This is a genomic window from Ancylomarina sp. 16SWW S1-10-2, assembly GCF_009669305.1.
Lineage (GTDB): Bacteria > Bacteroidota > Bacteroidia > Bacteroidales > Marinifilaceae > Ancylomarina.
This window is the reverse complement of sequence record NZ_SADB01000012.1, coordinates 76,992-100,836: the sequence shown is the minus strand read 5'-3', so window position 1 is coordinate 100,836 and position 23,845 is coordinate 76,992. Positions and strand designations below refer to the sequence as shown.

General features: G+C 33.9%; 20 protein-coding genes. 17 read left to right on the top strand and 3 right to left on the bottom strand.

What is annotated here, in order from left to right; genetic code table 11:
- Positions 1 to 168: 168 nt before the first annotated feature.
- Both EMN46_RS11810 and EMN46_RS11805 read right to left on the bottom strand, forming a co-directional pair.
- Entirely contained in the window at positions 169 to 2,058 is a 1,890-nt protein-coding gene (locus EMN46_RS11810) for a serine hydrolase (protein WP_154201018.1), read from the bottom strand.
- 122 nt (positions 2,059 to 2,180) lie between these two features.
- Positions 2,181 to 2,516 (bottom strand): MotA/TolQ/ExbB proton channel family protein, encoded by a 336-nt coding sequence (locus tag EMN46_RS11805; protein ID WP_195715254.1) that lies wholly within the window; start codon positions 2,514 to 2,516, stop codon positions 2,181 to 2,183.
- 379 nt (positions 2,517 to 2,895) lie between these two features.
- Between EMN46_RS11805 and EMN46_RS11800 the strand changes: the two genes are divergently transcribed.
- Both EMN46_RS11800 and EMN46_RS11795 read left to right on the top strand, forming a co-directional pair.
- Entirely contained in the window at positions 2,896 to 3,990 is a 1,095-nt protein-coding gene (locus EMN46_RS11800) for a sensor histidine kinase (RefSeq protein ID WP_154201016.1), read from the top strand.
- Positions 3,978 to 4,682: a LytTR family DNA-binding domain-containing protein gene (locus EMN46_RS11795; protein ID WP_154201015.1), complete on the top strand. Its 705-nt coding sequence runs from the start codon at positions 3,978 to 3,980 to the stop codon at positions 4,680 to 4,682. Before EMN46_RS11800 ends, EMN46_RS11795 begins: the two co-directional genes overlap by 13 nt.
- An 80-nt stretch (positions 4,683 to 4,762) precedes the next feature.
- On the opposite strand, the gene EMN46_RS11790 is transcribed toward EMN46_RS11795, so the two are convergent.
- Positions 4,763 to 6,676, bottom strand: a complete 1,914-nt coding sequence (locus EMN46_RS11790; RefSeq protein ID WP_154201014.1) for an ATP-dependent DNA helicase RecQ — start codon at positions 6,674 to 6,676, stop codon at positions 4,763 to 4,765.
- Positions 6,677 to 6,996: 320 nt separating this feature from the next.
- On the opposite strand from EMN46_RS11790, the gene EMN46_RS11785 reads away from it, so the two are divergent.
- From EMN46_RS11785 to hemC, 15 genes are all read left to right on the top strand, one after another.
- Positions 6,997 to 8,382: an MATE family efflux transporter gene (locus tag EMN46_RS11785; protein WP_154201013.1), complete on the top strand. Its 1,386-nt coding sequence runs from the start codon at positions 6,997 to 6,999 to the stop codon at positions 8,380 to 8,382.
- An 86-nt stretch (positions 8,383 to 8,468) separates the two neighbouring features.
- Positions 8,469 to 10,778, top strand: a complete 2,310-nt coding sequence (gshAB, locus tag EMN46_RS11780; protein ID WP_154201012.1) for a bifunctional glutamate--cysteine ligase GshA/glutathione synthetase GshB — start codon at positions 8,469 to 8,471, stop codon at positions 10,776 to 10,778.
- A gap of 83 nt (positions 10,779 to 10,861) precedes the next feature.
- On the top strand, positions 10,862 to 11,245 hold the full coding sequence (locus EMN46_RS11775; protein WP_154201011.1) for a hypothetical protein: 384 nt from the start codon (positions 10,862 to 10,864) through the stop codon (positions 11,243 to 11,245).
- A 108-nt stretch (positions 11,246 to 11,353) separates the two neighbouring features.
- Positions 11,354 to 11,731: a hypothetical protein gene (locus EMN46_RS11770; protein WP_154201010.1), complete on the top strand. Its 378-nt coding sequence runs from the start codon at positions 11,354 to 11,356 to the stop codon at positions 11,729 to 11,731.
- 126 nt (positions 11,732 to 11,857) lie between these two features.
- On the top strand, positions 11,858 to 13,462 hold the full coding sequence (locus EMN46_RS11765) for a fumarate hydratase (RefSeq protein ID WP_154201009.1): 1,605 nt from the start codon (positions 11,858 to 11,860) through the stop codon (positions 13,460 to 13,462).
- A 131-nt stretch (positions 13,463 to 13,593) separates the two neighbouring features.
- Complete coding sequence (locus tag EMN46_RS11760) at positions 13,594 to 14,106, top strand: ferritin (protein WP_154201008.1); 513 nt, start codon at positions 13,594 to 13,596, stop codon at positions 14,104 to 14,106.
- Positions 14,107 to 14,271: 165 nt separating this feature from the next.
- Positions 14,272 to 14,658, top strand: a complete 387-nt coding sequence (locus tag EMN46_RS11755; protein ID WP_154201007.1) for a hypothetical protein — start codon at positions 14,272 to 14,274, stop codon at positions 14,656 to 14,658.
- Between the two features lie 147 nt (positions 14,659 to 14,805).
- Positions 14,806 to 18,099 (top strand): preprotein translocase subunit SecA, encoded by a 3,294-nt coding sequence (gene secA / locus EMN46_RS11750; protein ID WP_154201006.1) that lies wholly within the window; start codon positions 14,806 to 14,808, stop codon positions 18,097 to 18,099.
- A 65-nt stretch (positions 18,100 to 18,164) separates the two neighbouring features.
- Positions 18,165 to 18,989, top strand: a complete 825-nt coding sequence (gene lgt / locus EMN46_RS11745; RefSeq protein WP_154201005.1) for a prolipoprotein diacylglyceryl transferase — start codon at positions 18,165 to 18,167, stop codon at positions 18,987 to 18,989.
- 124 nt (positions 18,990 to 19,113) lie between these two features.
- The gene (locus tag EMN46_RS11740; RefSeq protein ID WP_154201004.1) at positions 19,114 to 19,323 is read left to right on the top strand and encodes a zinc ribbon domain-containing protein; all 210 of its coding nucleotides are present in this window, start codon (positions 19,114 to 19,116) and stop codon (positions 19,321 to 19,323) included.
- Positions 19,324 to 19,371: 48 nt separating this feature from the next.
- Positions 19,372 to 19,887, top strand: a complete 516-nt coding sequence (locus tag EMN46_RS11735) for a low molecular weight protein-tyrosine-phosphatase (RefSeq protein WP_229130349.1) — start codon at positions 19,372 to 19,374, stop codon at positions 19,885 to 19,887.
- Complete coding sequence (locus tag EMN46_RS11730) at positions 19,874 to 20,749, top strand: fructosamine kinase family protein (protein WP_154201003.1); 876 nt, start codon at positions 19,874 to 19,876, stop codon at positions 20,747 to 20,749. The genes EMN46_RS11735 and EMN46_RS11730 overlap by 14 nt, the downstream gene beginning before the upstream one ends.
- A 166-nt stretch (positions 20,750 to 20,915) precedes the next feature.
- A complete protein-coding gene (locus EMN46_RS11725; protein WP_154201002.1) occupies positions 20,916 to 21,203 on the top strand; it encodes a M48 family metallopeptidase in 288 nt (95 codons plus the stop codon).
- A 245-nt stretch (positions 21,204 to 21,448) separates the two neighbouring features.
- Complete coding sequence (gene hemA, locus EMN46_RS11720) at positions 21,449 to 22,705, top strand: glutamyl-tRNA reductase (protein WP_154201001.1); 1,257 nt, start codon at positions 21,449 to 21,451, stop codon at positions 22,703 to 22,705.
- A 181-nt stretch (positions 22,706 to 22,886) separates the two neighbouring features.
- Positions 22,887 to 23,813, top strand: a complete 927-nt coding sequence (hemC, locus tag EMN46_RS11715; RefSeq protein WP_195715253.1) for a hydroxymethylbilane synthase — start codon at positions 22,887 to 22,889, stop codon at positions 23,811 to 23,813.
- Positions 23,814 to 23,845: the final 32 nt, after the last annotated feature.

The window sequence follows — 23,845 nt, the reverse complement described above, 5'->3', positions numbered from 1 at the left end:
CCACAATTCCAAGGTTGAAATTGTGGCAAATTATGTGTTGCGGTATGAATAGTTTGGCATTTTAAGGCGTTTAAGTATCAGTATATAACATACTCGGCAAAAAAAGACACAAAACTACACAAACTGCTGATTAATAAGTTGTATGTGACCGCATGTTATACTCATTCCTTAATAATTAAATCCAATTAAATTATAATACATCAACCAAGGGATGAAAAATAAAACTGCAACAACAATAATAGATTGATAAATTAAATTAAAAGTTCCCAACTCTTTAAATCGAATAGCTTTTATCAAGAAGTATACTGAAAAAAATTCCAATGGAATAATTAAAAAAGGGATCACTAATGCCATTTTAATGAGCAAAGGTATTCCGTAGAAAAATTCAAAAGGGCCGGTGGTAAATAAAGCATATGTAAGTACTGCAATAAAAAGGACAACTAAAGAGGCTAGCGAAAAATTGATTTTCTTAAGCAAATGACTATTTCTGTTGCGAACAAATAGTTTACGTACTATACTGGTAATTATATAAATTAATAGAAAAAGAACAATACTACCTATCCATAAACGTTGAAATTTAACAGGTTCGTACCATTTTAATTTTTGGTAAGAATAAGTATCTGTAAAAAAATAAGAAATTTCGCCTTTCGTATTCTTCCCAAAAGCTAAGTATCTATCGTATATTGACTGGAATGTTAAATCGGATATAGGAACTAGTTTATCGTTCCATTCAACTATTTCAAGTGTACTATCTTTTGATATAATTTCGATTTCAGGAATCAATCCAACTAAAACACTCACTTTGTCTAAAGTTGTATGTGCATATCTACACCATCGATACGTGCCGGTAAACATCTCTAATGGTTCATCAACAGCGCCCAACTTGGGCGAAACTGTTGCCTTTTCTTTTTTAACTAAACATTCTGGCATAAGTCGTGCAAACAAATCGTTAATAAATTTGTCCATAAATACTCGACTTTTCTGTTGGTAATAATTCGATGAATTAACAGAAATAAACAAACCTAAGTTCTTTTCTGGCATCAATGTTAATTGACTAGAAAAACCCTGAATGCTGCCACTATGACTAACCGTTCTTTTTCCATACCAATGCGATTCCTGAAAGCCTAACAGCCAGCCGAAATTTGCCTTTTCGTAGTTCTTAAATCCTGTTTGATGCATTTTAGCAACAGTTGAGGAATCTAAAATTTGAATTCCATGAAATTCTCCATTATTCAGGAACATAGATATGTAGTGCCCCATGTCAGAAGCCGTTGATCGAAATGAGGATGCGGGGTAGGTGTGGTGAAAGGCAGGCTTGTATGGAATCAGTTGCTCGTTCTTTTGCAGGTAACTGGTAACGTAGTTTTTTTTGAGTTTCGCTTGTCTTCTGTAACCACTATAATTCATTTCCAATGGTTGCAAAATATTTTTTCTAACGTACTCATTAAATGGTAAGCCGGATACTTCTTCAACGATAAGTCCCAATAGGGCATAACCCTTATTAGCATACGATATGACCTTACCCGAAGGGCGTATCTGTGGTGACATTTGATTTTTTAGATATTGTGCTAAGGGAATTATATTTTCTTCAGAATGAGCTATAGTGCCTATGTTGCAATCATCAAACCCAGCTGTATGCGTTAAAAGATGTCTTATAGTAATTGAGTCGTTGAATTTATATGTTAATTGAAACGATTTGAGATAATTATTAACATCCCTATCCAATTCTAACTCTCCATCCTCAACTAATTTCATAACAGCTGTGCCCACAAACGTTTTTGAAATAGAACCTATATCAAATATAGAAGAGGTACTATTAACAAGAGTATTGGATTCAATATCAGCTAGACCATAACCGTTCATATGCAGAATAGAATCTCCTTGCATTAAAATAATGGTAGCCCCTGCAATATTAAAGGAATCTAAACCTTCTGTAAATTGAGCATTGATCCAAGCTTTTAAATCAGATGTTTGGTCATCTATATTTTGAGAATATATTTTATTCTCGGATGAAAAAAAAGAACTTATAATTAAAAATGTAATGAGTAAATGTTTCATGATATATTATTTTTTTTAGGAAATAATCTTTTGTAATTCTTCATTATACAGATTCAGTTTCTTAGAAATTAAATCTTAAGCAGTTATTGGGCATAACTATGTTATCTTGTTAATATAATGCTTTAGGCGTCCTGTTTTCTTGCGTTCAGGTAACGTAGAATGAACCAGAAAATTCCTGATATTGTGAATAATATGGCACCTGTTAGAGGTGCAATCATACTAACTCTTATACCGCCTGCTACTGCTTCTTGAGAAACGTTAGGGAAAGCTTGGATTGCTTCTAAAGCACCTGTTATACCGATGCCTTGCCCAAGAAGACCGATGAAAAAGCTTAGACTTCCTAGGAATAAAATGGCATCGAGATGTCGTTTTTTTATAAAACCGACTTTTATGAATTTAATTAATGAGAATAAAGACCATAAAATAGCAGCAATTCCAGTTAGTACTACAACTGTCATGAATACGGTACCGCCTTGAAAGAAAAGATCAATCATGTTTTAATAGTTTAGGTTAAACAAAAATACAAATCAAACGTATTGCTTGTTAATTTCTTTTCAAATTTATTGCGTTTAACTGTCAATGAGTTAAGCTGAATGACATTTAGATAAGGCTAAGTCGTTTTTTATATCAAAGCAAATCGTATTTATTGGTTAGTTGGTGTCTTGAAGGTGTGTTTATGCTCCTGTTTCCTTGATGTTTGTATGTGAGATGTGTAAAAGTCATTTTTAATCGAGTAATGATGCTGATTTGTCGTTGAGCTTATAATTTGGTTTATTTGTCGTATATCATAAGTAAAAGGTTTTAGCTTCAGACTAAAATATCTATTTTCGTACTAGTATGAAGAAAATATCAAATTTAATTACAATAGTTTTTGGAGACTGGAGGAGATCTGTATTATCAGTTCTGACATGGTCTATGGCTTTATTTTTTATTTATATCTTTTTCAGATTGTATAGCCAAGACTATTACAGTGCTTTTATATTCTGCCTTTGTTTTGTCCCACTAGCTTATGCTTGTACTCGTGTTTTAAACGATTTTTTAATACCTCGATATTTATTAACAAAGCGTTATTTCAGGTTTTGGTTGTATCTGTTTTACTTGTTGTGTTTATCTCTTAGTATTGAAACCCTGATTGTAACAGGGCTTCTTGTTTTAGTATGGAATTGTTCACTTGAAGGGATAGATCCAGCTACCATTGATGTGCGTTCTCTGCAAGTGGGTTTGTTTTTTATTATTCTTGTTGGGGTTGCTTATCGTCAGCTTCAGCGAATTTTAAAGGAACAACGCTTAAGAGAGCAGCAAGATAAAATTAGGGTTGAAACAGAATTGCGATTAAAGGAAGCCGAGTTGAGTTTATTAAAAGCTCAGATTAATCCTCATTTCTTATTTAATTCATTGAATAGTATATATGGTTTAAGTCTTGAGAAATCGGAAGAGACACCTCGAATGATTATGCTCTTGTCCGAAATTCTGGATTATACGCTTTATGGTTGCAGTAGCGAATTTGTACCTATCTATAAGGAGCTTGAATTGGTTGAAAATTACGCTGCTATTCAGAAAGTTCGTTTCGGCGATGCTATAAATCTGGATATCGATTTAGAAGCAGGCAAGTTAATGCATGAGCAGATATCTCCTTTATTACTGTTGCCTTTGGTAGAAAATGCTTTTAAGTACACGGATAGAAAGGATGATGTGGTGAGTACGATTTCAATGACCCTTGATTTGGAGGAAGATTTTTGTTTTAGAATTAAAAATCCAATTAACGAAATTGAGGAATCAAATCGCCATGGTGGAATTGGTTTAGAAAATCTTAGAAAACGTCTTAAATTAATTTATCCCGATAAGTTCGATTTAAACATTAAAAAAGATAAAGGTTTTTTTGAAGTGGAATTGAGACTAATGATTTTAAATAAAGAGATATGCAAAAAATAAAATGCCTATTGCTCGATGATGAACCTATTGCCATTCGTATAATTGAAAGGCATTTGGAGAATTTCCCCGAAATGGAAGTTGTGGGGCGTTTTAATTCTGCACTATCGGCTATGAGTTTTCTCAGAGAGAATGAGGTTGACTTAATTTTTTCAGATATTGACATGCCTCAAATGAATGGTTTGCAGTTTTTAAAGTCTTTAACGAAAGCACCAGCTCTTATTTTCACAACGGCTTATAGAAATTATGCGGTCGAAGCATTCGATTTAGATGTGGTTGATTACCTAATGAAACCAATTTCTTTAGAACGAATGGCGCGTGCTATAAATCGTTATCACGATAGGGAAGATGCACAAGCTGAACCAATAGTTGCAAAATCAGTTGCAGAAGAAGTTATTAATTTGAAAGTTGATAAAAAAGTAGTGCGTTTAGCTTTAGATAAAATCGATTATTTCGAGAGCTTTGGTGATTATGCTATCTGTCGATACGAAGGCGGAAAACTTGTGAGTCGTGAAACGCTTGCGCATTTGGTCAACATGCTTCCAGCAGACAGATTCATTCGAATACACCGCCAGTTCATCGTTCCCATAGCAAAAATTGAGTCCATATCTGGAAACACAGTTTATCTCCGAGACAAAGAGTTGCCTGTAGGTCGTTCCTATCGAAGCAACTTAAAGCAAAAAATGAATTTGTAGATAAAGTCTAAAATGCCTAAATGGTCGAAAAGTCGTTGATTCGTTAAGTTGACTTTTTGACTTTTGTGACTCTTAGACTTTTATAGACTTTCCTTAACCCAATTGAGAATATCCTGATAACGATATCGTTCAAGTTTACCAAAACCAGGCATGCTTTTAGCTTTAATGGTTGTGAATTTTGGTGTGTAAATTCCGCATAAGAATTTGGTGATTAATTCAGGACTTTCATTTCCCTTCAAGCTATCAATGAGTTTTTGAGTCAGTTCTTCAAAATTGAAATTTTCTATGCTTGGTAGAGAATCTGTTTGAGCAATTTTAACCGCACCCGAAGAACAAACAGAGCAATGTCCACAATTGTCAATGGGTAATTTTTCACCAAAATAGGCTGCTAGTTTTGTGCTTAAACAGGTGTTCGATTCAAACAAAGCAATCATGTTCTCTATTCGTTTAACTTCTGCACCTTCCTTTAATTTAAAATTATCGAAAAGCTCTTTGGCTAACTTTTCTACGTCGAACTTAGTCTCTTTTATTGAGAACACATCTGCCATTTGAGATGCTTCTAATATAAGCCAACCTTGTTCGCTAAAATATTCTAGAGCTGCTATTATGCGTTGACGATCGAGCTTCGGATTTTCTTTGATATTATCGAAATCTACAGTCCACCATTTTCTGGCCTTATTACAAGTATCGAATACCTCTTGAATGAATTCTTTTCGTTCACCTTTAAATTTGTTAATAATGGTTTTGTCATCAACATTAAGCGTAAATCGGTAGGTTGCATAGTAGGAGTTGAGAGGCTTGAGAATTCCCATTATCTCAAGATAAACCAATAAGGTTTTTATGGGTAACATGCGAATATTACAAAGTGCAGGAATTTTGATTAATCTAACATCCCAAATTTCTCCAGCTGACTGAATAATCTCAAGTAATTTCTTGATGCCTTCGTATTCTGGCGTATCACCATATACAAAGTTCTCGAGTATGTTCACATTATCTCGGTTGGCTAGAACGATACAGTTCGCTGGCTGATTATCTCTACCTGCACGACCTATTTCTTGAGAATAGTTTTCTATAGATTTTGGCAAATCGTAATGAATCACATTACGAATATTACTTTTATCAATTCCCATTCCAAAGGCAATCGTTGCTACCACGCAGTTAATTTCACTTTTCATGAAACTATTCTGAATGCTTTCTCTCGTCTCAGTTTTTAAACCTGCATGGTAGGCTGTTGCTGTAACACCTTTTTTGCTTAAATACTTAGCGACATTTTCTGCTGTTTTTTGTAGTGTGACGTATATAATGCTCGCATCTTCTTTCTTGCTTGAAAGTAAATCAACTAATATTTGATTCTTATCAGTTTGCTTTACGGGAAGAACTTGCAAATTTAGATTGGAACGATAAAATCCCGTAACCGTAACATTTTCTTTCCCAATATTGAATTTTTTACACATATCCTCAATAACTCTGGGCGTTGCGGTAGCCGTTAACAAAAGGCTTTGCTCAATATTAAACTCCTTTTGATAGGCAGGTAGCTTCAAATAATCAGGACGAAAATTATGTCCCCATTCCGAAATACAGTGCGCCTCGTCAACAACAAGTAACGAGATAGGTATCTCTTTTAAGAATCGGCGAAAGCGTTCGTTTTTAAATCGCTCAACCGATATCATCAAAACCTTATGCTTATTTTCTTTAATGCCTTTCATTACTTCAACTTCCTCTTCTCTCGAAAGACTAGAATCGATACGAACAGCAGAAATATTTTTAGAACGTAGAAAATCAAGCTGGTCTTGTATTAAAGCGAGTAGAGGAGATACAACTAAAGTTAGGTTTGGTAGCGTTAAAGCTGGTAGCTGATAACACAAAGATTTGCCCGATCCGGTAGGGAAAATGGCAATAGCTGATTCTCTATTGGTAATTTTTGTAATCACTTCTTTTTGGCCTTTGCCGAAATATTTAAAGCCAAATTGTTCTTCTAGAAGTTGTTGTAGCATTTTTAGTTGCTTAAATTTATGATAGAAAAGAGAGTCTTGTTCAGTTACGAATTTACTAAAAAATAGATTGACACGATTATGTTTTTTGAGTTTCTAAATTTAGTCTTGATTGGATGATGTGTGAATGGTCATTTACAGGTGTTTTATTAGGATATAGAAATAGAATCTATCGTATGGTTAATGGGGTTTTTGATTGAAATTAATGATTTGTTAAAAAGATATTGAATTTGGGCAATCAGTTCGCATTAGATACATTTGTGTAAAATTAGCATTGTAAAGCTATTTAAAGATTTTTTCTGACCGAAGAGGGCAAAAACCGAATGATAAGAAAATTAATAAGTAAAATTCAAAAACAATTAAGTCTGTCTAAAGTTGGAAGTGATCTATTCAAATTGGCACTGCCCATAATTGGTGCTCATCTTTTACATACGGCCTATAACTTAACCGATATGATTTGGGTAGGCGAACTGGGAAGTAACGCAGTTGCAGCGGTCGGATCAGCAGGCTTTTTTATTAATATAGGTTGGGCTCTTGCTTCCGTTATTACGGTAGGTGTCAATGTTAAAATAGCACACTCAATAGGTGCTAAAGATTTGAGTTCAGCAGGTCGATTTGCGATTACGGGATTTTGGGGTATTGCCTTTCTGTCTCTTGTATTCACGACCATACTATTGGCTTGGCCAGATGAATTTATTGGTTTCTTCGAAATGAAGGATGCTCATGTTAATGAGATGGCTATTTCTTATTTGATTATTGCAGCCGCTGGAGGTGTGCTGAATTTCACAACCTTATTTTTCATCTCGATATTTAACGCTCAGGGTAAAACCAAAATATCTCTTAAGGCAAGTCTGATTGGAACCTCCCTTAATATTATACTAGATCCAATTTTTATTTTCCTTTTAGATTTAGGTGTTGAGGGTGCTGCTTATGCAACCATTATTGGTCGTGCGATGACACTAACTTATTTTATTTTAGTTTTCAAACGAGGTTCCATTATTAGGTTAAAAGGCTATTTTCCACATTTCGATAAAATTAAGTCAATTGTTCAAGTTGGTTTTCCTGCGGCTATTCAGCGTATCTCGTTTTCGTTAATTTATATTGTAATGGCTCGTATTATTGCATCATGGGGACCAACTGCCATTGCTGTACAAAAAATTGGCGTTCAAATCGAAGCGTTTACTTTTATGGTTGTTGGTGGTTTAATGCAGGCTGTAACAATTACTGTGGGAAAACATTATGGAGCTAAGGATATGGATCAAATTCCTAAGGTTTTTCGTGCCGCTTGGCAAATGGCATTTGGTGTTGGAGTGATGACTACTCTCATGTTTTTTCTTATTCCCGAAACCTTATTTTCAATATTTGTTCCTGAGAAAGAAAGTATCTTGATGGGAAAAAATTACCTAAATATATTAGCTTTCTCTCAACTCTTTATGTGTATGGAGATGATTGTTGCTGCTAATTTTCATGGTGTTGGTAAAACATCAGTACCTGCAATTGTAAGTGTAATTTTCACCAGTATGCGCATACCTTTAGCTTATGTATTAGGCTTTTGTACTTTTCTTGGCTTAAATGGCGTATGGTGGAGTATAAGTGCAACGAGTATTATGAAAGGTGTTTTGTTATTTTTCATTTTAAAAGCTTATTTTAGGAAGAATAATTTACACTTTGAAGAGGTGTTTGTTTTTAGAAGGAAACGAACCTCTTAGTTTTAATAAACGACCATTGAATGATAGATAACATTCTTATTCTCTATCATTTTAGAAATAGAATACTGACGATTAAAAATAAATAAATGAAAACTATTCATAATAAGCTATTCGAATTACTAGAGAATAAAAGTATTCGTAGTAGTATTTGCGACGGTCTATTCGGTATAGAAAAAGAAAATGTTCGTGTGGATAAAAGTGGCCACATGGCGACTACACCGCATCCTGGTATTTTAGGCGATAAGTTTAAACATCCTTATATAACTACTGATTTTTCTGAATCTCAAGTCGAGATGATTACACCTCCTCTTGATAGTATTGATAAGGTGCATGGTTTTCTTGAGACGCTTCACGATGTGGTAACTCAAAATATTGGAGATGAATTATTATGGCCTCAATCATTACCTCCTTTATTGCCCGATGAGGAAGATATTCCTATTGCTCAATTTGGTGGTAGTGGTGTTAGTAAGGAAAAGTATCGTGAAATTTTGGCTAAACGATATGGTCGCGAAAGACAAATGTTGACGGGTATTCATTATAATTTTTCTTTATCAGATCGTTTAGAAAGAAAGTTGATTAAGATCTGTTGTCCTGATGGAAAAACAGAGCAATTTAGAGAAGCTTTATATTTAAAGATGATACGTAATTTTATGCGCTATCGTTGGTTTTTGGTATGGCTTTTTGGATCGAGTCCTGTATCTGACCCTTCATTTAAAATGAAAAACCTTAAAACAGGAGAGAAGAAACAAGTGATCTGCGGAAACGCTGTTTCTATTCGCACCAGTTCGGGTGGTTACAGAAATGAGGAAGAATATTATGTCGATTTCAATAGTTTAGATGCCTTTAATCAGTCTATTTCAAACTTGGTGGCAGATGGTAAATTGGTTGGGCACGAAGAACTTTATTTACCCATTCGATTAAAGTTTGATGCAAATGAACGCATTTCTCATGTAGAGGTTCGCCTATTGGATTTGGATCCTTATGAAAAAGCAGGCATCTCAAAAAATAGATTACATCTAGTTCATTTATTTCTCTTGCATTGTTTGTTTAAAAATGAGCCAGATGTTTATGATAAAAAACAACAAGAAATTGCTGCCAATAATCAAGATCTAGTTGCCTGTTATGGTTTGAAATCTGATTTAAAATTGTCAAATTTTGAAGGTGAAGATATTCTAGCCCAAGATTTTGGTCAGGAAATTTATGTTGATATTCAGAATTTTATGAAGCTTGCTGATTTAGCTAATAAAGAAGAATATATTTCTGCAATGAAACATTGTCAATCGATTATGGATGGTTCTGTGGTTCATACATCTTTAAAATTAAGAGAAGATATAATGAAAACGGGCTTCATAACTTTTCATATGAAGCAAGCCGAGAAATACCAGTTTGAAAGTAAGCTTAGTAGTTTTCGTTTTCATGGTTTTGAAAAATTGGAACTTTCAACTCAGCTTTTATTAAAAGCAGCCTTACGTCGTGGTGTTGAGTTTGATATTCTCGATCAGAATGAAAATTTTGTAAGATTAAAACAAGGCGATAAGGTAGAGTATGTGATGCAGGCGACACGAACCTCATTAGATAATTACAGCTCTGTTTTAATGATGGAGAATAAGTTGGTGACCAAAACGGTTCTAGATGAATTCGGAATTTGTGTTCCTGGAGGAATGAATTATGTATTCAAGGAAAAAGCATTGTCCGATTTTGAACTTTTCCAAGGTAAAGCGATTGTTATTAAGCCGAAGTCAACCAATTTTGGTTTAGGTATTAGTATTCTTAAGGAAAATAATAAGGAAGAGGTTTATCAGCGAGCTGTAGAGATCGCATTTGAACACGATAACAGTATCCTGATTGAAGATTTTGTTTCGGGTAGAGAGTTTCGATTCTTTGTAATGGGAGATAAGGTTGTTGGAATTCTACATCGTGTTCCAGCTAATGTAAAAGGCGATGGTAAATTGACTATTCGAGAATTGGTTGAAAAGAAAAACCTTGATCCCTTGCGTGGTAAAGGTTATGTTACTCCGCTAGAGAAAATTAGTATGGGAGAGGCTGAAACCATGTTTTTAGCTGATCAAAACCTGACCTTTGAAAATATTCCCGAACTAGATGAAATAGTATACTTACGCGAGAATTCGAACATTAGTACTGGTGGTGATAGTATCGATTTTACCGATGATATCCACCAATCGTACAAAGATATTGCAGTAAAAGCCACAAAAGCTCTCGATGTGAAAATTACAGGTTTGGATATGATGATTTTAGATGTGAAAGCACCAGCAACGGACAAAAACTATTCAATCATTGAAATGAATTTTAATCCAGCTATTCATATTCATTGTTACCCTTATATTGGTAAGAATCGTTATTTAAATGAAAAGGTATTAGACGCATTAGGTTTTTAAGTGGTTTAATTACGATTATTCATTAATTTGTTTTAAAACAAATTAATGAATATCATTGTTTCTTTGTAACCAACAAGCTAGGTATGAGTGTTAAATATTCCTATATCGATTGTCAAGGTAGTCGAATTCTACTAAGAGAATTCAAAGGTGAAGTGTCTATTGATGAGGTGATTGATTCGCTTAAGGAAATTATTGAAAAAGAGATGCTCTTTGGCAATACGCTTGGTGTTCTTACTGATCTAAGAGGTGTTAGAATTGAGATAAATGTGAAGGTTTTTAAAAAAATCACTGGATTCTTAAAAGAGAATCCTGTAATGTATAAATATAAATTTGCGGCTGTAACCGATTCGCCCAAGCATGTTGTTCTAGTCACAATTGCAGGTAAGATAAGTTCAAATCTTAAAATTAAACCTTTTTCTACTTTCGAAGCATCTGTTAAATGGATGACAGAAGATATTATCGATTGAATTCGAATAGAAACTTTTTTTGAAAATTGAGATGTTTTCAAAATTAAGATTTATATGGAAAAGTCTACTTTTATGAATGTATTTGGCGACTATTAATTTTTTTTTAGAATGAATGTTGAGTATTCATATGTAGACGTTTTAGATAAAAGAATTCTCTGTAGAAAATTTACTGAGAATGCGTGTTTAAATGATGTGGTAGCTTCTTTTGAAGAAATCATGAAAAATGAAATGCTTTCTGAAAATACGATTGGTATTATAAGTGACTTAAGAGGAGTTACATTTGATATTAATTTAAGTGTTTTTAAGCGTGTTTCCTCATTTTTAAAATTACACCCAGAATTATATACTTATAAATTGGCTGCAATAACAGATACCCCTAAGCAGGTTGTTTTGGTTATTATTGCTAATAATGTGAGTTCAAAACTAAATGCCAAACCATTTTCGACTTTTGATGCATCTCTTAAGTGGATGACCGAAAATATTTAATGTGTCGATATGTTGTAGAATACACGCTTTTGTAATCGACACTACATGTTTTATTGTTTAAATTTGTGTGTCTGTTTTATTACAGAATTAAATAAACTAGACTATTCAAAATTTAAAGTTATAAAGATGTCTGATTTTAATTACCAAAAACCATTTCCTATATCAAAGGATACAACAGAATACCGTTTGTTGACTACCGATTATGTATCGACAATTGATGTAGATGGAAGAAAAATTATTAAAGTAGATCCTAAGGGATTAGAAATGCTTTCTAAGCAAGCTTTTTCTGATGTTTCTTTTTATTTACGTCCAGCTCACTTAAATAAATTGAAAGCAATTCTTCAAGATCCAGAGGCTTCTGATAACGATAGATTCGTTGCTCATACTATGCTTTTGAATCAAGTTGTTGCTGCAGAAGGTGAACTACCTACTTGTCAGGATACAGGAACAGCTATTGTTGTTGCTAAAAAAGGTGAGGGTGTTTACACTGGTGTAGATGATGCTAAGCATTTATCAAAGGGTGTTTACGATACTTACCAAGAGCGTAATTTGCGTTTTTCTCAGGTTGTACCTTTTTCAATGTTCGAAGAAAAGAACAGTGGTACTAACTTACCTGCTCAAATTGATATTTATGCTACTCCAGGTAATGCTTACGAATTTTTGTTTGTAACCAAAGGTGGTGGATCAGCAAACAAGACTTTCTTATACCAAGAAACAAAGGCTCTTTTAAATGAAAAGAACTTAACTGCTTTTATAACCAAAAAAATTCGTGATTTAGGTACTTCTGCTTGTCCTCCTTATCATTTAGCAGTTGTTATAGGTGGAACTTCTGCCGAAGCGAATTTAGCTACTGTGAAAAAAGCATCAGCAGGTTATTACGATAATCTACCTAACGAAGGTAACGAAGGTGGTCAAGCTTTTAGAGATCTAGAGTGGGAAGAAAAAATTGTAAAAATCTGTCAAGATAGCGAAATTGGAGCTCAGTTTGGTGGTAAATATTTCGTACACGATGTTAAGGTAATTCGTTTGCCTCGTCATGCAGCTTCTTGTCCTGTGGGATTAGGTGTAAGTTGTTCAGCTGATAGAAATATCAAAGCAAAAATTAATGAAGATGGTATTTTCTTGGAACAATTAGAAAAAGAACCATTTAAATATCTTCCAAAAGAAGCTCCACACTTGAAGGATGCGGTTGAAATCAATTTAGATCAACCAATGGAAGATATTCGTAAGGAATTATCTAAATACCCAATTAAAACGCGTTTAAGCTTAAACGGAACTTTAATTGTAGCTCGTGATATGGCTCATGCAAGAATTCAACAAATGTTGGATGAAGGAAAAGAAATGCCTGAGTATTTCAAAAATCACCCTGTATACTATGCTGGTCCTGCAAAAACACCAAAAGGAATGCCTTCTGGAAGTTTCGGTCCTACTACAGCTGGTCGTATGGATCCTTATGTTGATCCATTCCAAAAAGTTGGTGGTTCTATGGTGATGGTTGCTAAGGGTAATCGTTATCAGTGTGTAACTGATGCTTGTAAAGAAAATGGTGGATTTTATTTAGGATCGATTGGTGGACCTGCAGCTGTTTTGGCAAAAAATAGCATTAAGTCTATCGAAGTAATTGATTTTCCTGAATTAGGAATGGAAGCTGTTCGTAAGATTCGTGTTGAGAATTTCCCTGCTTTTATTATCGTTGATGATAAAGGAAATGATTTCTTTGCCGATCTTTAATAGTTTATTTAATGATTAACTGATTTTTTGTTTATAATTTAGATTTGAATTATATAAATTTATAGTCTAAATTATAAACGGAAATTAATTTTGAATCAGAAAAATCAATATAAAACACTAAAAATTTTATTATGGCTTTAAATAAAAATGTAGAGGAAATCTTGAACAAGCAAATTAATGCTGAATTTTGGTCTGCATATTTTTACTTGTCAATGGCTACTTATCTTAATGATAATGGTATGTCAGGATTCGCAAATTGGATGAAAGTTCAATTTGAGGAAGAAACTTCTCATGCAATGAAAATGATAGATTTCATAAATGAGCGTGGCGGAAGAGTTATTCTTCAACCTATTGCAGAAGTACCTTCTGAGTGGAGTGATATTTTAAATATTTTTGAAGACACATTAAAGCACGAAGAGGAAGTTACAGGCTTAATAAATGAGTGTGTGAATGTTGCTATTGAAGTTAAAGATCACGCAACAGTTAATTTCTTGCAGTGGTTTGTCGACGAGCAAGTAGAAGAAGAAGCTGGTGTTACTGAGATTATTGATCAATTAAAAATGATTGGTTGTAAAGGTAACGGTCTTTATATGATGGATAAAGAATTCAAATCAAGAGTCTTTGTTGATACAACAAAAGCTTAATTGATTCGATTAATATATTTAAAAGCTTGTTAGTTAATTCTAGCAAGCTTATTTTTTGCTAAAGAATTAAAATATTTTGATCTGAAAAAATCTTGTTCTTTCATAAAGTCCTTGTGTAAGTCTTAGACATTTCAAGAAAATTAATTACTTTTGATTCCTATGGATATGAACAGGTATCTTATTGTCGTTTTTTCGGTGCTTACAGCTTGTGCATCGGCCGTTCCTAATGTAGATTATGAGGATCTGGTTGATGATGTGCAACGTTTTGCTGCTTGGTATGCCGATCATTCTGACAATTTTGAAGATTGCTATGTACCCATACTTGTTCCAGCTCAAAATAAATCGGAACTTTCTGAAATCTATACGGCTAAATCATTGCCTTTGCCGTTGATTAAGAAATTACCTAAATTTCCTTATTTAAATACAGATGCTGTTCTTTTATATGAACCGCCTTGTAATGAAATTGTAGAAGCAATTCCTGCTTTTAACTTTCAATATAAAACAGTCTTTCTTACCGGATCTAATAGCATACGTGCTCCAGGCTTATCTTAAATTTTAAGATTAAAATACTATTCTATTTCGTTCATATTTTGAATTAGGTTATAGTATGCTATTAATTGTAGTTGGTAATTCTTGAATCAATGGATTTTGATTATGAATACAACTGCTTCTTTTTAAAAATAAACAGACAATTATATAATGGGTTTTGTAAATAAAACATTAGGTAAACTATTTGGTAATAAAGCAGATAGAGACCTTAAGGAGTTGACTCCATATTTGGGGCTTATTAAGAAGGAATACGGTAGAATTAAAGCATTAGACATCAATGGTCTTCGTGCTGAATCTCAATTGTTGAAAGATAAGATTCAGGATTATATCAAGCCTGAAAAGGATGAAATTCAAGCTTTAAAAGATAAAATAGAATCAGGAGAACTCTTGGTAAATCAGAAAGAGGAAACCTATGATAAAATCGATGAGATTGAAAAAACGATCGATGATAAAATTGAAGAAGTTTTAGATCAAATTTTACCTGTTGCTTTTTGTATCGTAAAAGAGACAGCTCGTCGTTTTACTGAAAATGAAGAAATAGAAGTGACAGCAACTCAATTTGATCGTGATTTGGCAGCTCGTTCAGATTTTGTTCAAATTGAAGGTGATAAAGCTGTTTGGTTCAATTCTTGGGACGCAGGTGGAACTCAGGTTGTATGGAATATGATTCACTACGATGTGCAGCTTATTGGTGGTATTGTTCTTCATCAAGGTAAAATTGCCGAGATGGCAACTGGTGAGGGTAAAACACTTGTAGCAACACTTCCTGTATTCTTGAATGCATTAACTGGTCGTGGTGTTCACCTTATTACGGTGAATGACTATTTAGCAAAACGTGACTCGGAGTGGATGGGACCACTTTATCAATTCCATGGTTTATCAGTAGACTGTATCGATAAGCATACACCAAACTCTGATGGACGACGTAAAGCTTATGCTTGTGACATTACATTTGGAACGAATAATGAATTTGGTTTCGATTATTTGCGTGATAATATGGCAACCAATCCTAAGGATTTGGTTCAGCGTCGTCATAACTATTCAATTGTTGATGAGGTCGATTCTGTATTAGTTGATGATGCTCGTACGCCATTGATTATTTCTGGTCCAATTCCACGTGGGGAGTTTCAATTATACGATGAGTTAAAACCTAAGGTTCAGAGGTTAGCTAAAGCTCAAACCGAACTGGTAATGAAAATGTTTACAGACGCTAAGCGTTTGTTGAAGAGTGAGGATAAAAAAGATCTTGAAGAAGGAGCTAAGTTGTTGCTTAGAACTTTCAAAGGAATGCCTAAAATGAAGCCACTTATTAAGTTTTTAAGTGTGCATGGAAATAAGGCTTTATTGTTGAAGACAGAGAACTTCTACATGCAGGAAAATAACAAAAATATGCACATCATTACTGATGATTTATATTATGTTATTGATGAAAAACAAAATTCAATTGAGTTAACAGATATTGGTATCGATTTGATTACTGAGGATAGCGATGACTCTGCGTTCTTTATTCTTCCAGATATTGGATCCGAAGTTGCTGAGATTGAGAAATCTGATATGTCTGAAGAGGAAAAATTGAAGACTAAGGATGAAATGATCCAAAGCTATTCTGTTAAATCGGAACGTGTACATACTGTAAATCAATTATTAAAAGCATATTCGCTTTTCGAAAAGGATGTTGAGTATGTTCTTATGGATGGTAAGGTGAAAATTGTAGATGAGCAGACGGGTCGTATTATGGAAGGTCGTCGTTACTCTGATGGATTACACCAAGCTATTGAGGCAAAGGAAAATGTTAAAGTTGAGGCTGCAACACAGACTTTTGCTACAATTACACTTCAGAATTATTTTAGAATGTACCACAAACTTTCGGGTATGACAGGTACAGCGGAGACTGAAGCAGGTGAATTATGGGATATCTATAAATTAGATGTTGTTGTCATTCCAACAAATCGTCCTATTACTCGTGACGATAGAGAAGATTTAGTTTATAAAACAAAACGTGAAAAGTACAATGCTGTTATCGATGAAATTGGTGAACTTGTAAAATTAGGCCGTCCGGTTCTAGTTGGTACAACTTCAGTTGAAATTTCGGAACTTTTAAGCCGAATGCTTAAATTAAGAGGTATTAAGCATAATGTACTGAATGCAAAATTACACCAGCGTGAGGCAGATATTGTTGCTGAAGCAGGTTATAAAGGAACGGTTACCATTGCTACCAATATGGCCGGTCGTGGTACTGATATTAAGTTGACTGATGAGGTGAAAGCTGCTGGTGGTCTAGCGATTATTGGTACAGAACGTCACGATTCTCGTCGTGTTGACCGTCAGTTACGTGGTCGTGCTGGTCGTCAGGGAGATGTAGGTTCTTCTCAATTCTTTGTTTCTCTTGAAGACGATTTGATGCGTTTGTTTAGCTCTGATCGTATTGTGAAGTTGATGGATAGAATGGGTATTGAGGATGGTGAAGTGATTCAGCATTCAATGATTTCTAAATCTATTGAAAGAGCTCAAAAGAAAGTTGAAGAGAATAACTTCGGTATTCGTAAGCGTTTGCTTGAGTACGATGATGTAATGAATTCTCAGCGTGAGGTAATCTACAAGCGTCGTCGTCATGCTTTATTTGGTGAGCGTATTCAAGTTGATATTGCCAATATGATATTTGATGTCAGTGAAGCTTTGGTCGAAGAGTATTACGGTGGTGATTTCGAAGATTTTAAATTGGAATTAATTAGAGTGCTTTCAATTGAATCTCCTATTACTCAGGAAGAATTCATGAAAGAGAAGCCAGAAGATCTTACAAATAAATTACATGAATTTGTATTAAATGCTCATAAACGTAAGGTTGAAACAATAAGCAAGCAAGCTTATCCTGTTATTAAAGATGTTTATGAAACAAAATCAGAAATGTACGAGAATATTGTTGTACCTATTTCTGATGGAACCAAGAACTTTCAGGTTGTAACAAATTTGAAGAAAGCTTACGAAACAGAAGCTCAAGAATTGGTTCGTGCTTACGAAAAGGTTGCTATTCTTGCTACAATTGATGATTCTTGGAAAGAACATCTTCGTGAGATGGATGATTTAAAGCAGTCTGTTCAGAATGCATCGTACGAGCAGAAAGATCCTTTATTGATTTACAAGTTTGAGTCTTTTAACTTATTTAAAGGAATGATCGAGACAACTAATAAATCAGTTGTTGGAACGCTTATGAAAGGTCATATTCCTTTGCAAATGCCAGATGGTATTCAGGAAGCAAAAGAACGTCGTCGTACAGATTTAAAAGGATTAAAAACGTCGAAAGATGATTTAAATAGCAAAGGAAGAGAAGAACCTAAAAAAGCTGAGCCTGTTCGTAATGTTCAAAAAGTAGGTCGTAACGAACTTTGTCCTTGTGGTAGTGGTAAGAAATTTAAACATTGTCACGGTAAAGGATTGCAGGCTTAAGGAGTTTTTGAGAATTGAGTTAGATCATAACTCAATTCTCTGATCAAATTTAATATTTAAAGAATATGTTACTATCTATTCTTTGGGATGTAGATCCTGAGATTTTTAATATTCCAATTAATTTATGGGGGTATAATGGAGCCATTTCTGTTCGATGGTATGGTTTACTGTTTGCTCTTGGATTTTTATTGGGCTATTATCTTGTTGAGAAAATGTTCAAAAAGGAAGGAATTCCTTTAGAATGGCTTGAGAAATTATTCATGTATACCCTAATTGCGACTGTTATTGGAGCACGTTTAGGTCATGTGTTTTTTTATGGTTGGGATTTCTATTCTCAGCATCCATGGGAAATTATAAAAATTTGGCATGGCGGTTTAGCATCTCATGGTGCAACTATAGGAATACTTGTAGCTCTTTATTATTATTCGAAAAAAGTGAGCAAAAAGTCAATGCTATGGGTGCTCGATCGGGTAGCTATTCCTGTTGCTTTAGCAGGATTCTTTATTCGTACAGGTAATTTTATGAATTCAGAAATTATTGGAACTCAAACCGATTTACCATGGGGCGTTCAGTTTGTGAGAGCAAGTATTGTTGATCCATTAACAGTACGTCATCCTGCACAGTTATACGAAGCTTTTTGCTACTTAGCTAGTTTTGGAATTCTTATGTTTATGTATTGGAAAACGAATGCTAAAGAATTTTCAGGACGTTTGATAGGCGTCTTCTTTATGTTGATTTTTACGGCTCGTTTCTTTATTGAGTTTATCAAGGAGAATCAAGAAGCCTTTGAAGAAGGCATGTCATTGAATATGGGACAATTATTAAGTATTCCCTTTGTGTTATTAGGTGCATATTTAGCTTATAATTCCTTCAAGAAACAAAGCGTTTAGTTTTTATATAAGAACAAAATTTAAATGGTCGACACTATTAGTGTCGACCATTTTCTATTTAGACTATTAGGCTTCATATTCATATATTTTAGTATATTTATGTTTCTAATAAAAATGACGACAAATGAATAAATCTAAATATATCTGCCCTAAGTGCGGAAATATGACTTATGAAACCGATGAATTTCGTGCAACGGGAGGTGCTTTTGCTAAGATATTCGATGTGCAAAATAAAAAGTTTACGACTGTTACATGTACGCGTTGTAAATACACTGAACTTTATAAAGGAAGCACAAGCCAGTTAGGTAATATTTTTGATTTTTTCACCGGTTGATCTTACAATCCATCCTTTTAAAATGGGCAACTTAGTAGAATTAACGTAATGAATCAAGAATTGAATACGCCTATGGATACTAAAAAAACTAAAACTTTATTATTTGTTTGTTTAGGTAATATTTGTCGCTCACCAAGTGCAGAGGCAGTTATGAATGCTGTTATCAAAAAGGCAAATTTATCATCTAAATTTATTTGTGACTCAGCAGGAATTATTGGTAATCATGAAGGTAATAGTGCTGACAGTAGAATGCGATTACATGCTGCACGTCGATCATACGATCTCACTAGTATTTCTCGGCAATTTAGATATAAGACTGACTTTGATAAGTTTGACTTGATTATTGGTATGGATGATCAGAATATTGCAGATCTACAATCTCAAGCCAGGCATGAAGCGGACTTAAATAAGATTGTAAAGATGACAGATTATTGTTCTAATTATAAACATTACACAACAGTTCCCGATCCTTACTATGGTGGAGAAGAAGGCTTTGAGTTGGTGTTAGACCTTCTTGAAGATGCTTGTGATGGTTTACTAAATCATTTGAATGGAAAAATATAGAACGATTATATCTAAACTAGAAGATTGGGCAGGACAAAAAGTGTTGTCAACTAAAACAAAAGGAGGTGATGATGGTATTTCTAAAGTAGATTTACTCACTTTCGAAAAGGGGAACACTTGCTTTCTGAAAACGGGAAATTGTGCCGTTGATGTTTTTGAAAAAGAAGCAAAAGGATTGCATGAACTTAGGAAAGCTAAGGCTATTCGTGTTCCTGAAGTTCTTTATGTAGATCAGGATTGCTTACTTTTAGAGGAAATACATATAGGATGGCAATCGCCTGATTTTTTTTCAAACTTTGGTCGTCAATTGGCACGAATGCATCAGTATGGTGCACTTCGTTTTGGATTCCCTCAAGATAATTATATTGGAAGTACGCCTCAAATTAATGTTTGCAATAAATTTGAAGCCGAAAATTGGTGCGATTTCTTTTATAATAAACGTTTACTCTATCAATACAAACTAGCTGAATCGAAAGGTTTAGTTGGACCAGAATTAAAGAAAGGTTTCATTCTATTGGAGAACCGAATTGAAGAAATTCTTGAAGGGAGTGAAGAAAAACCAGCTTTACTGCATGGTGATTTATGGGCAGGTAACTTTTTGTGCGACTCACACTCTCAACCTTGTGTATTCGATCCTGCAGTATATTATGGACATAGAGAAGCGGAGTTGGCTATGACAAGACTCTTTGGAGGTTTCGATGCGAGTTTTTATTCTAGCTATCAGCGAACTTATCCGTTGCCCGAGGGTTACGATTATCGTCAGAACATCTACATGCTTTATCATGTTCTTAATCACCTTAATCTCTTTGGCGATAAATATTATGGTCAAGCTGTTAAATTACTTGATTTTTATTTTGATTAATTAAAGCTTCAGTCAATCTTGAATTTTTTCATGATTGAAATATGTCGTTGCTAATGTGTTAAAGCTTATTTGAAAATATAGATAAAATAAAAAACGATTTTGTTGTCTTTATTTATGGCAAAAATGCTTGAAATGACTAGATTTACAGTCTATTTATAAAGATAATATGGACAAAATTCAAGATACTTTATTAAAAGCTAAGCTACAGTTCGAAGCTGAAGAGTTCCAGTTAGCAATTAGTGACTATCAAACGGTTGTTGAAATGGAGCCAAATCATGTTGAAGCTAATTTCATGATAGGTGAGATTTATCACCAATTGGGAGATTTGGCTAAAGCTTTGAGTTTTTATATTAAGGTTAGCGATTTAGAACCAAATCATAAAAAAGCAAACGTGAAAATTGAGATGATTAATACGATTCTTGATTACTTTAATAAGGACATGCATAATCCTTAGTGAATATCTTTTGGGGAATTAGATAAACTGTTGGATAAAAATATTTTCGTTAAAATAAAGTTAATAGAATATATAGTTTAGGAATAGAAATTATTAAAGATTTTAATTGATTTCTATGTTTTCTGAATGGGCAATTGTGAGACCATTTTACAATAATTTTTCGGTGATAAATTATATGTTTTGTAATGTCTCAGGCCTAATTAGTGCTATTTATATTGGCGAAGAACTCAAAATTAGATTAATTTATGTCATCGCAAGTAAGAGAAAATTTACAGAAGTTTTTTGTTTTAGGTGTTTCATATCGTAAAACAGCATTGGATGTAAGAGGGCAATTTTCATTAACTCAGATGGATCAAGAAGCTTTGCTTCGAGACGCTAAAGATCAGGGAGTTGAAGGTTTGATTGTTTTATCAACCTGTAATAGAACTGAAATCTATGCTCATAGTTCAGACATGGATCTTGTTATAAACTTATTTTTAAATTATTGCAAAGGGAGTGAAGAAGATTTTCGTTGCAATGGCTATACGATTCAGGGAAGTGAGTGTATAAAACACATATATGAAGTTTGTTCTGGAATCGATTCTCAGATTGTTGGGGATTTTCAGATTGTTGGTCAGGTTAAAAATGCATATCAATTATCTGAAAATTATCAGCTGATTAATTCTTTCCTTAACCGACTTTTTTCATTTGTATTTAAAGCAAGTAAAAAGATTAAGAATGAAACAGAATTAAGTCGTGGTGCTGCTTCTGTTTCTCATGCTGCTGTTCAGTATATTAAAGATAAGGTTGATGATTTAGAATCAACAAATTATTTGCTTTTTGGTACGGGAGATATTGGAAAAGATACCTGTAGCAATTTGGTGAAACATATGGCAAATCGTTCACTTACTTTAGTGAACCGAAGTGTGGAAAAAGCGGAAGCTTTGGCTAATAAATTTGATATTAATTATTGCTCAATGACTCACTTAACTGAGGAAGTTGAGAAGGCTGAAGTTATTATTGTAGCGACTGGAGCACCACACTCAACTTTAATGAAGGAGCATTTTGAAAACACAAAAAAATGCAAATTAGTTCTTGATTTATCGGTGCCTCGTAATGTTGATCTTGCTGTTGATTCCTTGGAAAATGTTACGGTGGTTTCTGTTGATGAACTTTCAAAACATACTTCTGAAACAATGCATCAACGTTTAAATTGTGTTCCACAAGCCGAAGAAATTATTGATGATTCTATTCGAGAATTTTATGCTTGGTTAGAAGTCACTTTCTTGTCACCAGTGATTATGGCTCTAAAGGAAGATTTGAATAAAATTAGAGATAAAGAATTAGATTATCATCGTTCAAAAATGAGTCCTGAAGAATTAAAACGTGTTGAGAAGATTACTTCAAACTTGATGAATAAGATTGCTAGAGCATGTATTAATCACCTTAAAGGTCATCATCAGACACAATCGACTCCAATGGAAACATTGAATATGATTTTTCATGAACCAGAAACTAAATAGCATCTAGTTTTGTTAAAATATTGAGCTGTATAAATACGTTTGTATGGCTTTTTTTTTGCAAATTAGATGAATGAAATATTAGACTTTGTTTTTTAATAAAATCAGAGTTCTTAATTCAATCATTAGCATTAATTAAACGAGATTTGTGTCGTTTAATATGCTTAAAACTACAAGTTTGACTATGTCCCTTAAGAAAAAAATAATTGTTGCAACTCGCCCAAGCCTTTTGGCATATATACAAACTTTACAAACTGTAGAACTTCTACAAAAGGCTAATCCAGATATCGAATTTGAAGTAAAAAAGTTTAGTACGCAAGGAGATCGCGTATTAAATCGTTCATTAACTTCGTTTGGAGGAACAGGCTTGTTTGTGAAAGAGTTAGAACATGCACTTTTAGAAGGGGAGGCCGATATTGCGGTACATAGTTTGAAAGATGTGCCTAGTTTTAATCCAGAAGGTTTGAAATTAGTTTCTTATCCTGAGCGTGAGGATTCGCGTGACGTTTTTTTAACTCGCGATGGTCTTTCTATTGACGATATGCCTCAAGGTTTTGTATTGGGAACAGGCTCACCACGCCGCAAAGTACAGTTGGCCGATATTAGACCAGATATCAATTTTAAGGAGATTCGTGGAAATATCGATTCTCGTATACAAAAATTACACGATGGCGAATACGACGCGATTGTTTTAGCTGCTGCGGGTATGAACCGTATGGATAAAAACTTCGACGAAGAGATGCTTTTAGATGTAGATCTATGTATTCCAGCTATTGGACAAGGTGCCCTTGCTATTGAAACGCGTGTTAACGATTTGGAATGTATTGACATTGTTAAAAAAATAAATCATAAAGCTACAGAACAAGCCGTATTAGCAGAGCGAGCTTTTATGGCTGAGATTGAAGGTGGTTGTAAGTTTCCTTTAGCAGCACATGCTGTGGTTGATGGTAAGTACTTAAATATGATTGCTATTGTTGGTGATGTGCAAACAGGCGATTTTATTGTGGAGAGTCTAGAAGTGACTATTGAAGAATCGATATCTAAATCAATGGAATTAGCACAAAAAATGAAAGCTATCTGTAAAGAAAAAGATATTAATTTTTATCAGTAAGAAAAAATAAGATTTGTTCTCTTTTAAGAGCC

What these genes read in the sequence shown, in the direction of transcription:
- EMN46_RS11765 (WP_154201009.1), top strand. Translation starts at nt 11,858, where the DNA reads ATGTCTGATTTTAATTACCAAAAACCATTTCCTATATCAAAGGATACA.
- secA (WP_154201006.1), top strand. Translation starts at nt 14,806, where the DNA reads ATGGGTTTTGTAAATAAAACATTAGGTAAACTATTTGGTAATAAAGCA.
- EMN46_RS11790 (WP_154201014.1), bottom strand. Translation starts at nt 6,676, where the DNA reads ATGCTACAACAACTTCTAGAAGAACAATTTGGCTTTAAATATTTCGGC.
- EMN46_RS11725 (WP_154201002.1), top strand. Translation starts at nt 20,916, where the DNA reads ATGGACAAAATTCAAGATACTTTATTAAAAGCTAAGCTACAGTTCGAA.
- gshAB (WP_154201012.1), top strand. Translation starts at nt 8,469, where the DNA reads ATGAAAACTATTCATAATAAGCTATTCGAATTACTAGAGAATAAAAGT.
- hemA (WP_154201001.1), top strand. Translation starts at nt 21,449, where the DNA reads ATGTCATCGCAAGTAAGAGAAAATTTACAGAAGTTTTTTGTTTTAGGT.
- hemC (WP_195715253.1), top strand. Translation starts at nt 22,887, where the DNA reads ATGTCCCTTAAGAAAAAAATAATTGTTGCAACTCGCCCAAGCCTTTTG.
- lgt (WP_154201005.1), top strand. Translation starts at nt 18,165, where the DNA reads ATGTTACTATCTATTCTTTGGGATGTAGATCCTGAGATTTTTAATATT.
- EMN46_RS11775 (WP_154201011.1), top strand. Translation starts at nt 10,862, where the DNA reads ATGAGTGTTAAATATTCCTATATCGATTGTCAAGGTAGTCGAATTCTA.
- EMN46_RS11800 (WP_154201016.1), top strand. Translation starts at nt 2,896, where the DNA reads ATGAAGAAAATATCAAATTTAATTACAATAGTTTTTGGAGACTGGAGG.
- EMN46_RS11770 (WP_154201010.1), top strand. Translation starts at nt 11,354, where the DNA reads ATGAATGTTGAGTATTCATATGTAGACGTTTTAGATAAAAGAATTCTC.
- EMN46_RS11730 (WP_154201003.1), top strand. Translation starts at nt 19,874, where the DNA reads ATGGAAAAATATAGAACGATTATATCTAAACTAGAAGATTGGGCAGGA.
- EMN46_RS11760 (WP_154201008.1), top strand. Translation starts at nt 13,594, where the DNA reads ATGGCTTTAAATAAAAATGTAGAGGAAATCTTGAACAAGCAAATTAAT.
- EMN46_RS11785 (WP_154201013.1), top strand. Translation starts at nt 6,997, where the DNA reads ATGATAAGAAAATTAATAAGTAAAATTCAAAAACAATTAAGTCTGTCT.
- EMN46_RS11810 (WP_154201018.1), bottom strand. Translation starts at nt 2,058, where the DNA reads ATGAAACATTTACTCATTACATTTTTAATTATAAGTTCTTTTTTTTCA.
- EMN46_RS11795 (WP_154201015.1), top strand. Translation starts at nt 3,978, where the DNA reads ATGCAAAAAATAAAATGCCTATTGCTCGATGATGAACCTATTGCCATT.
- EMN46_RS11755 (WP_154201007.1), top strand. Translation starts at nt 14,272, where the DNA reads ATGAACAGGTATCTTATTGTCGTTTTTTCGGTGCTTACAGCTTGTGCA.
- EMN46_RS11735 (WP_229130349.1), top strand. Translation starts at nt 19,372, where the DNA reads ATGAATCAAGAATTGAATACGCCTATGGATACTAAAAAAACTAAAACT.
- EMN46_RS11805 (WP_195715254.1), bottom strand. Translation starts at nt 2,516, where the DNA reads ATGACAGTTGTAGTACTAACTGGAATTGCTGCTATTTTATGGTCTTTA.
- EMN46_RS11740 (WP_154201004.1), top strand. Translation starts at nt 19,114, where the DNA reads ATGAATAAATCTAAATATATCTGCCCTAAGTGCGGAAATATGACTTAT.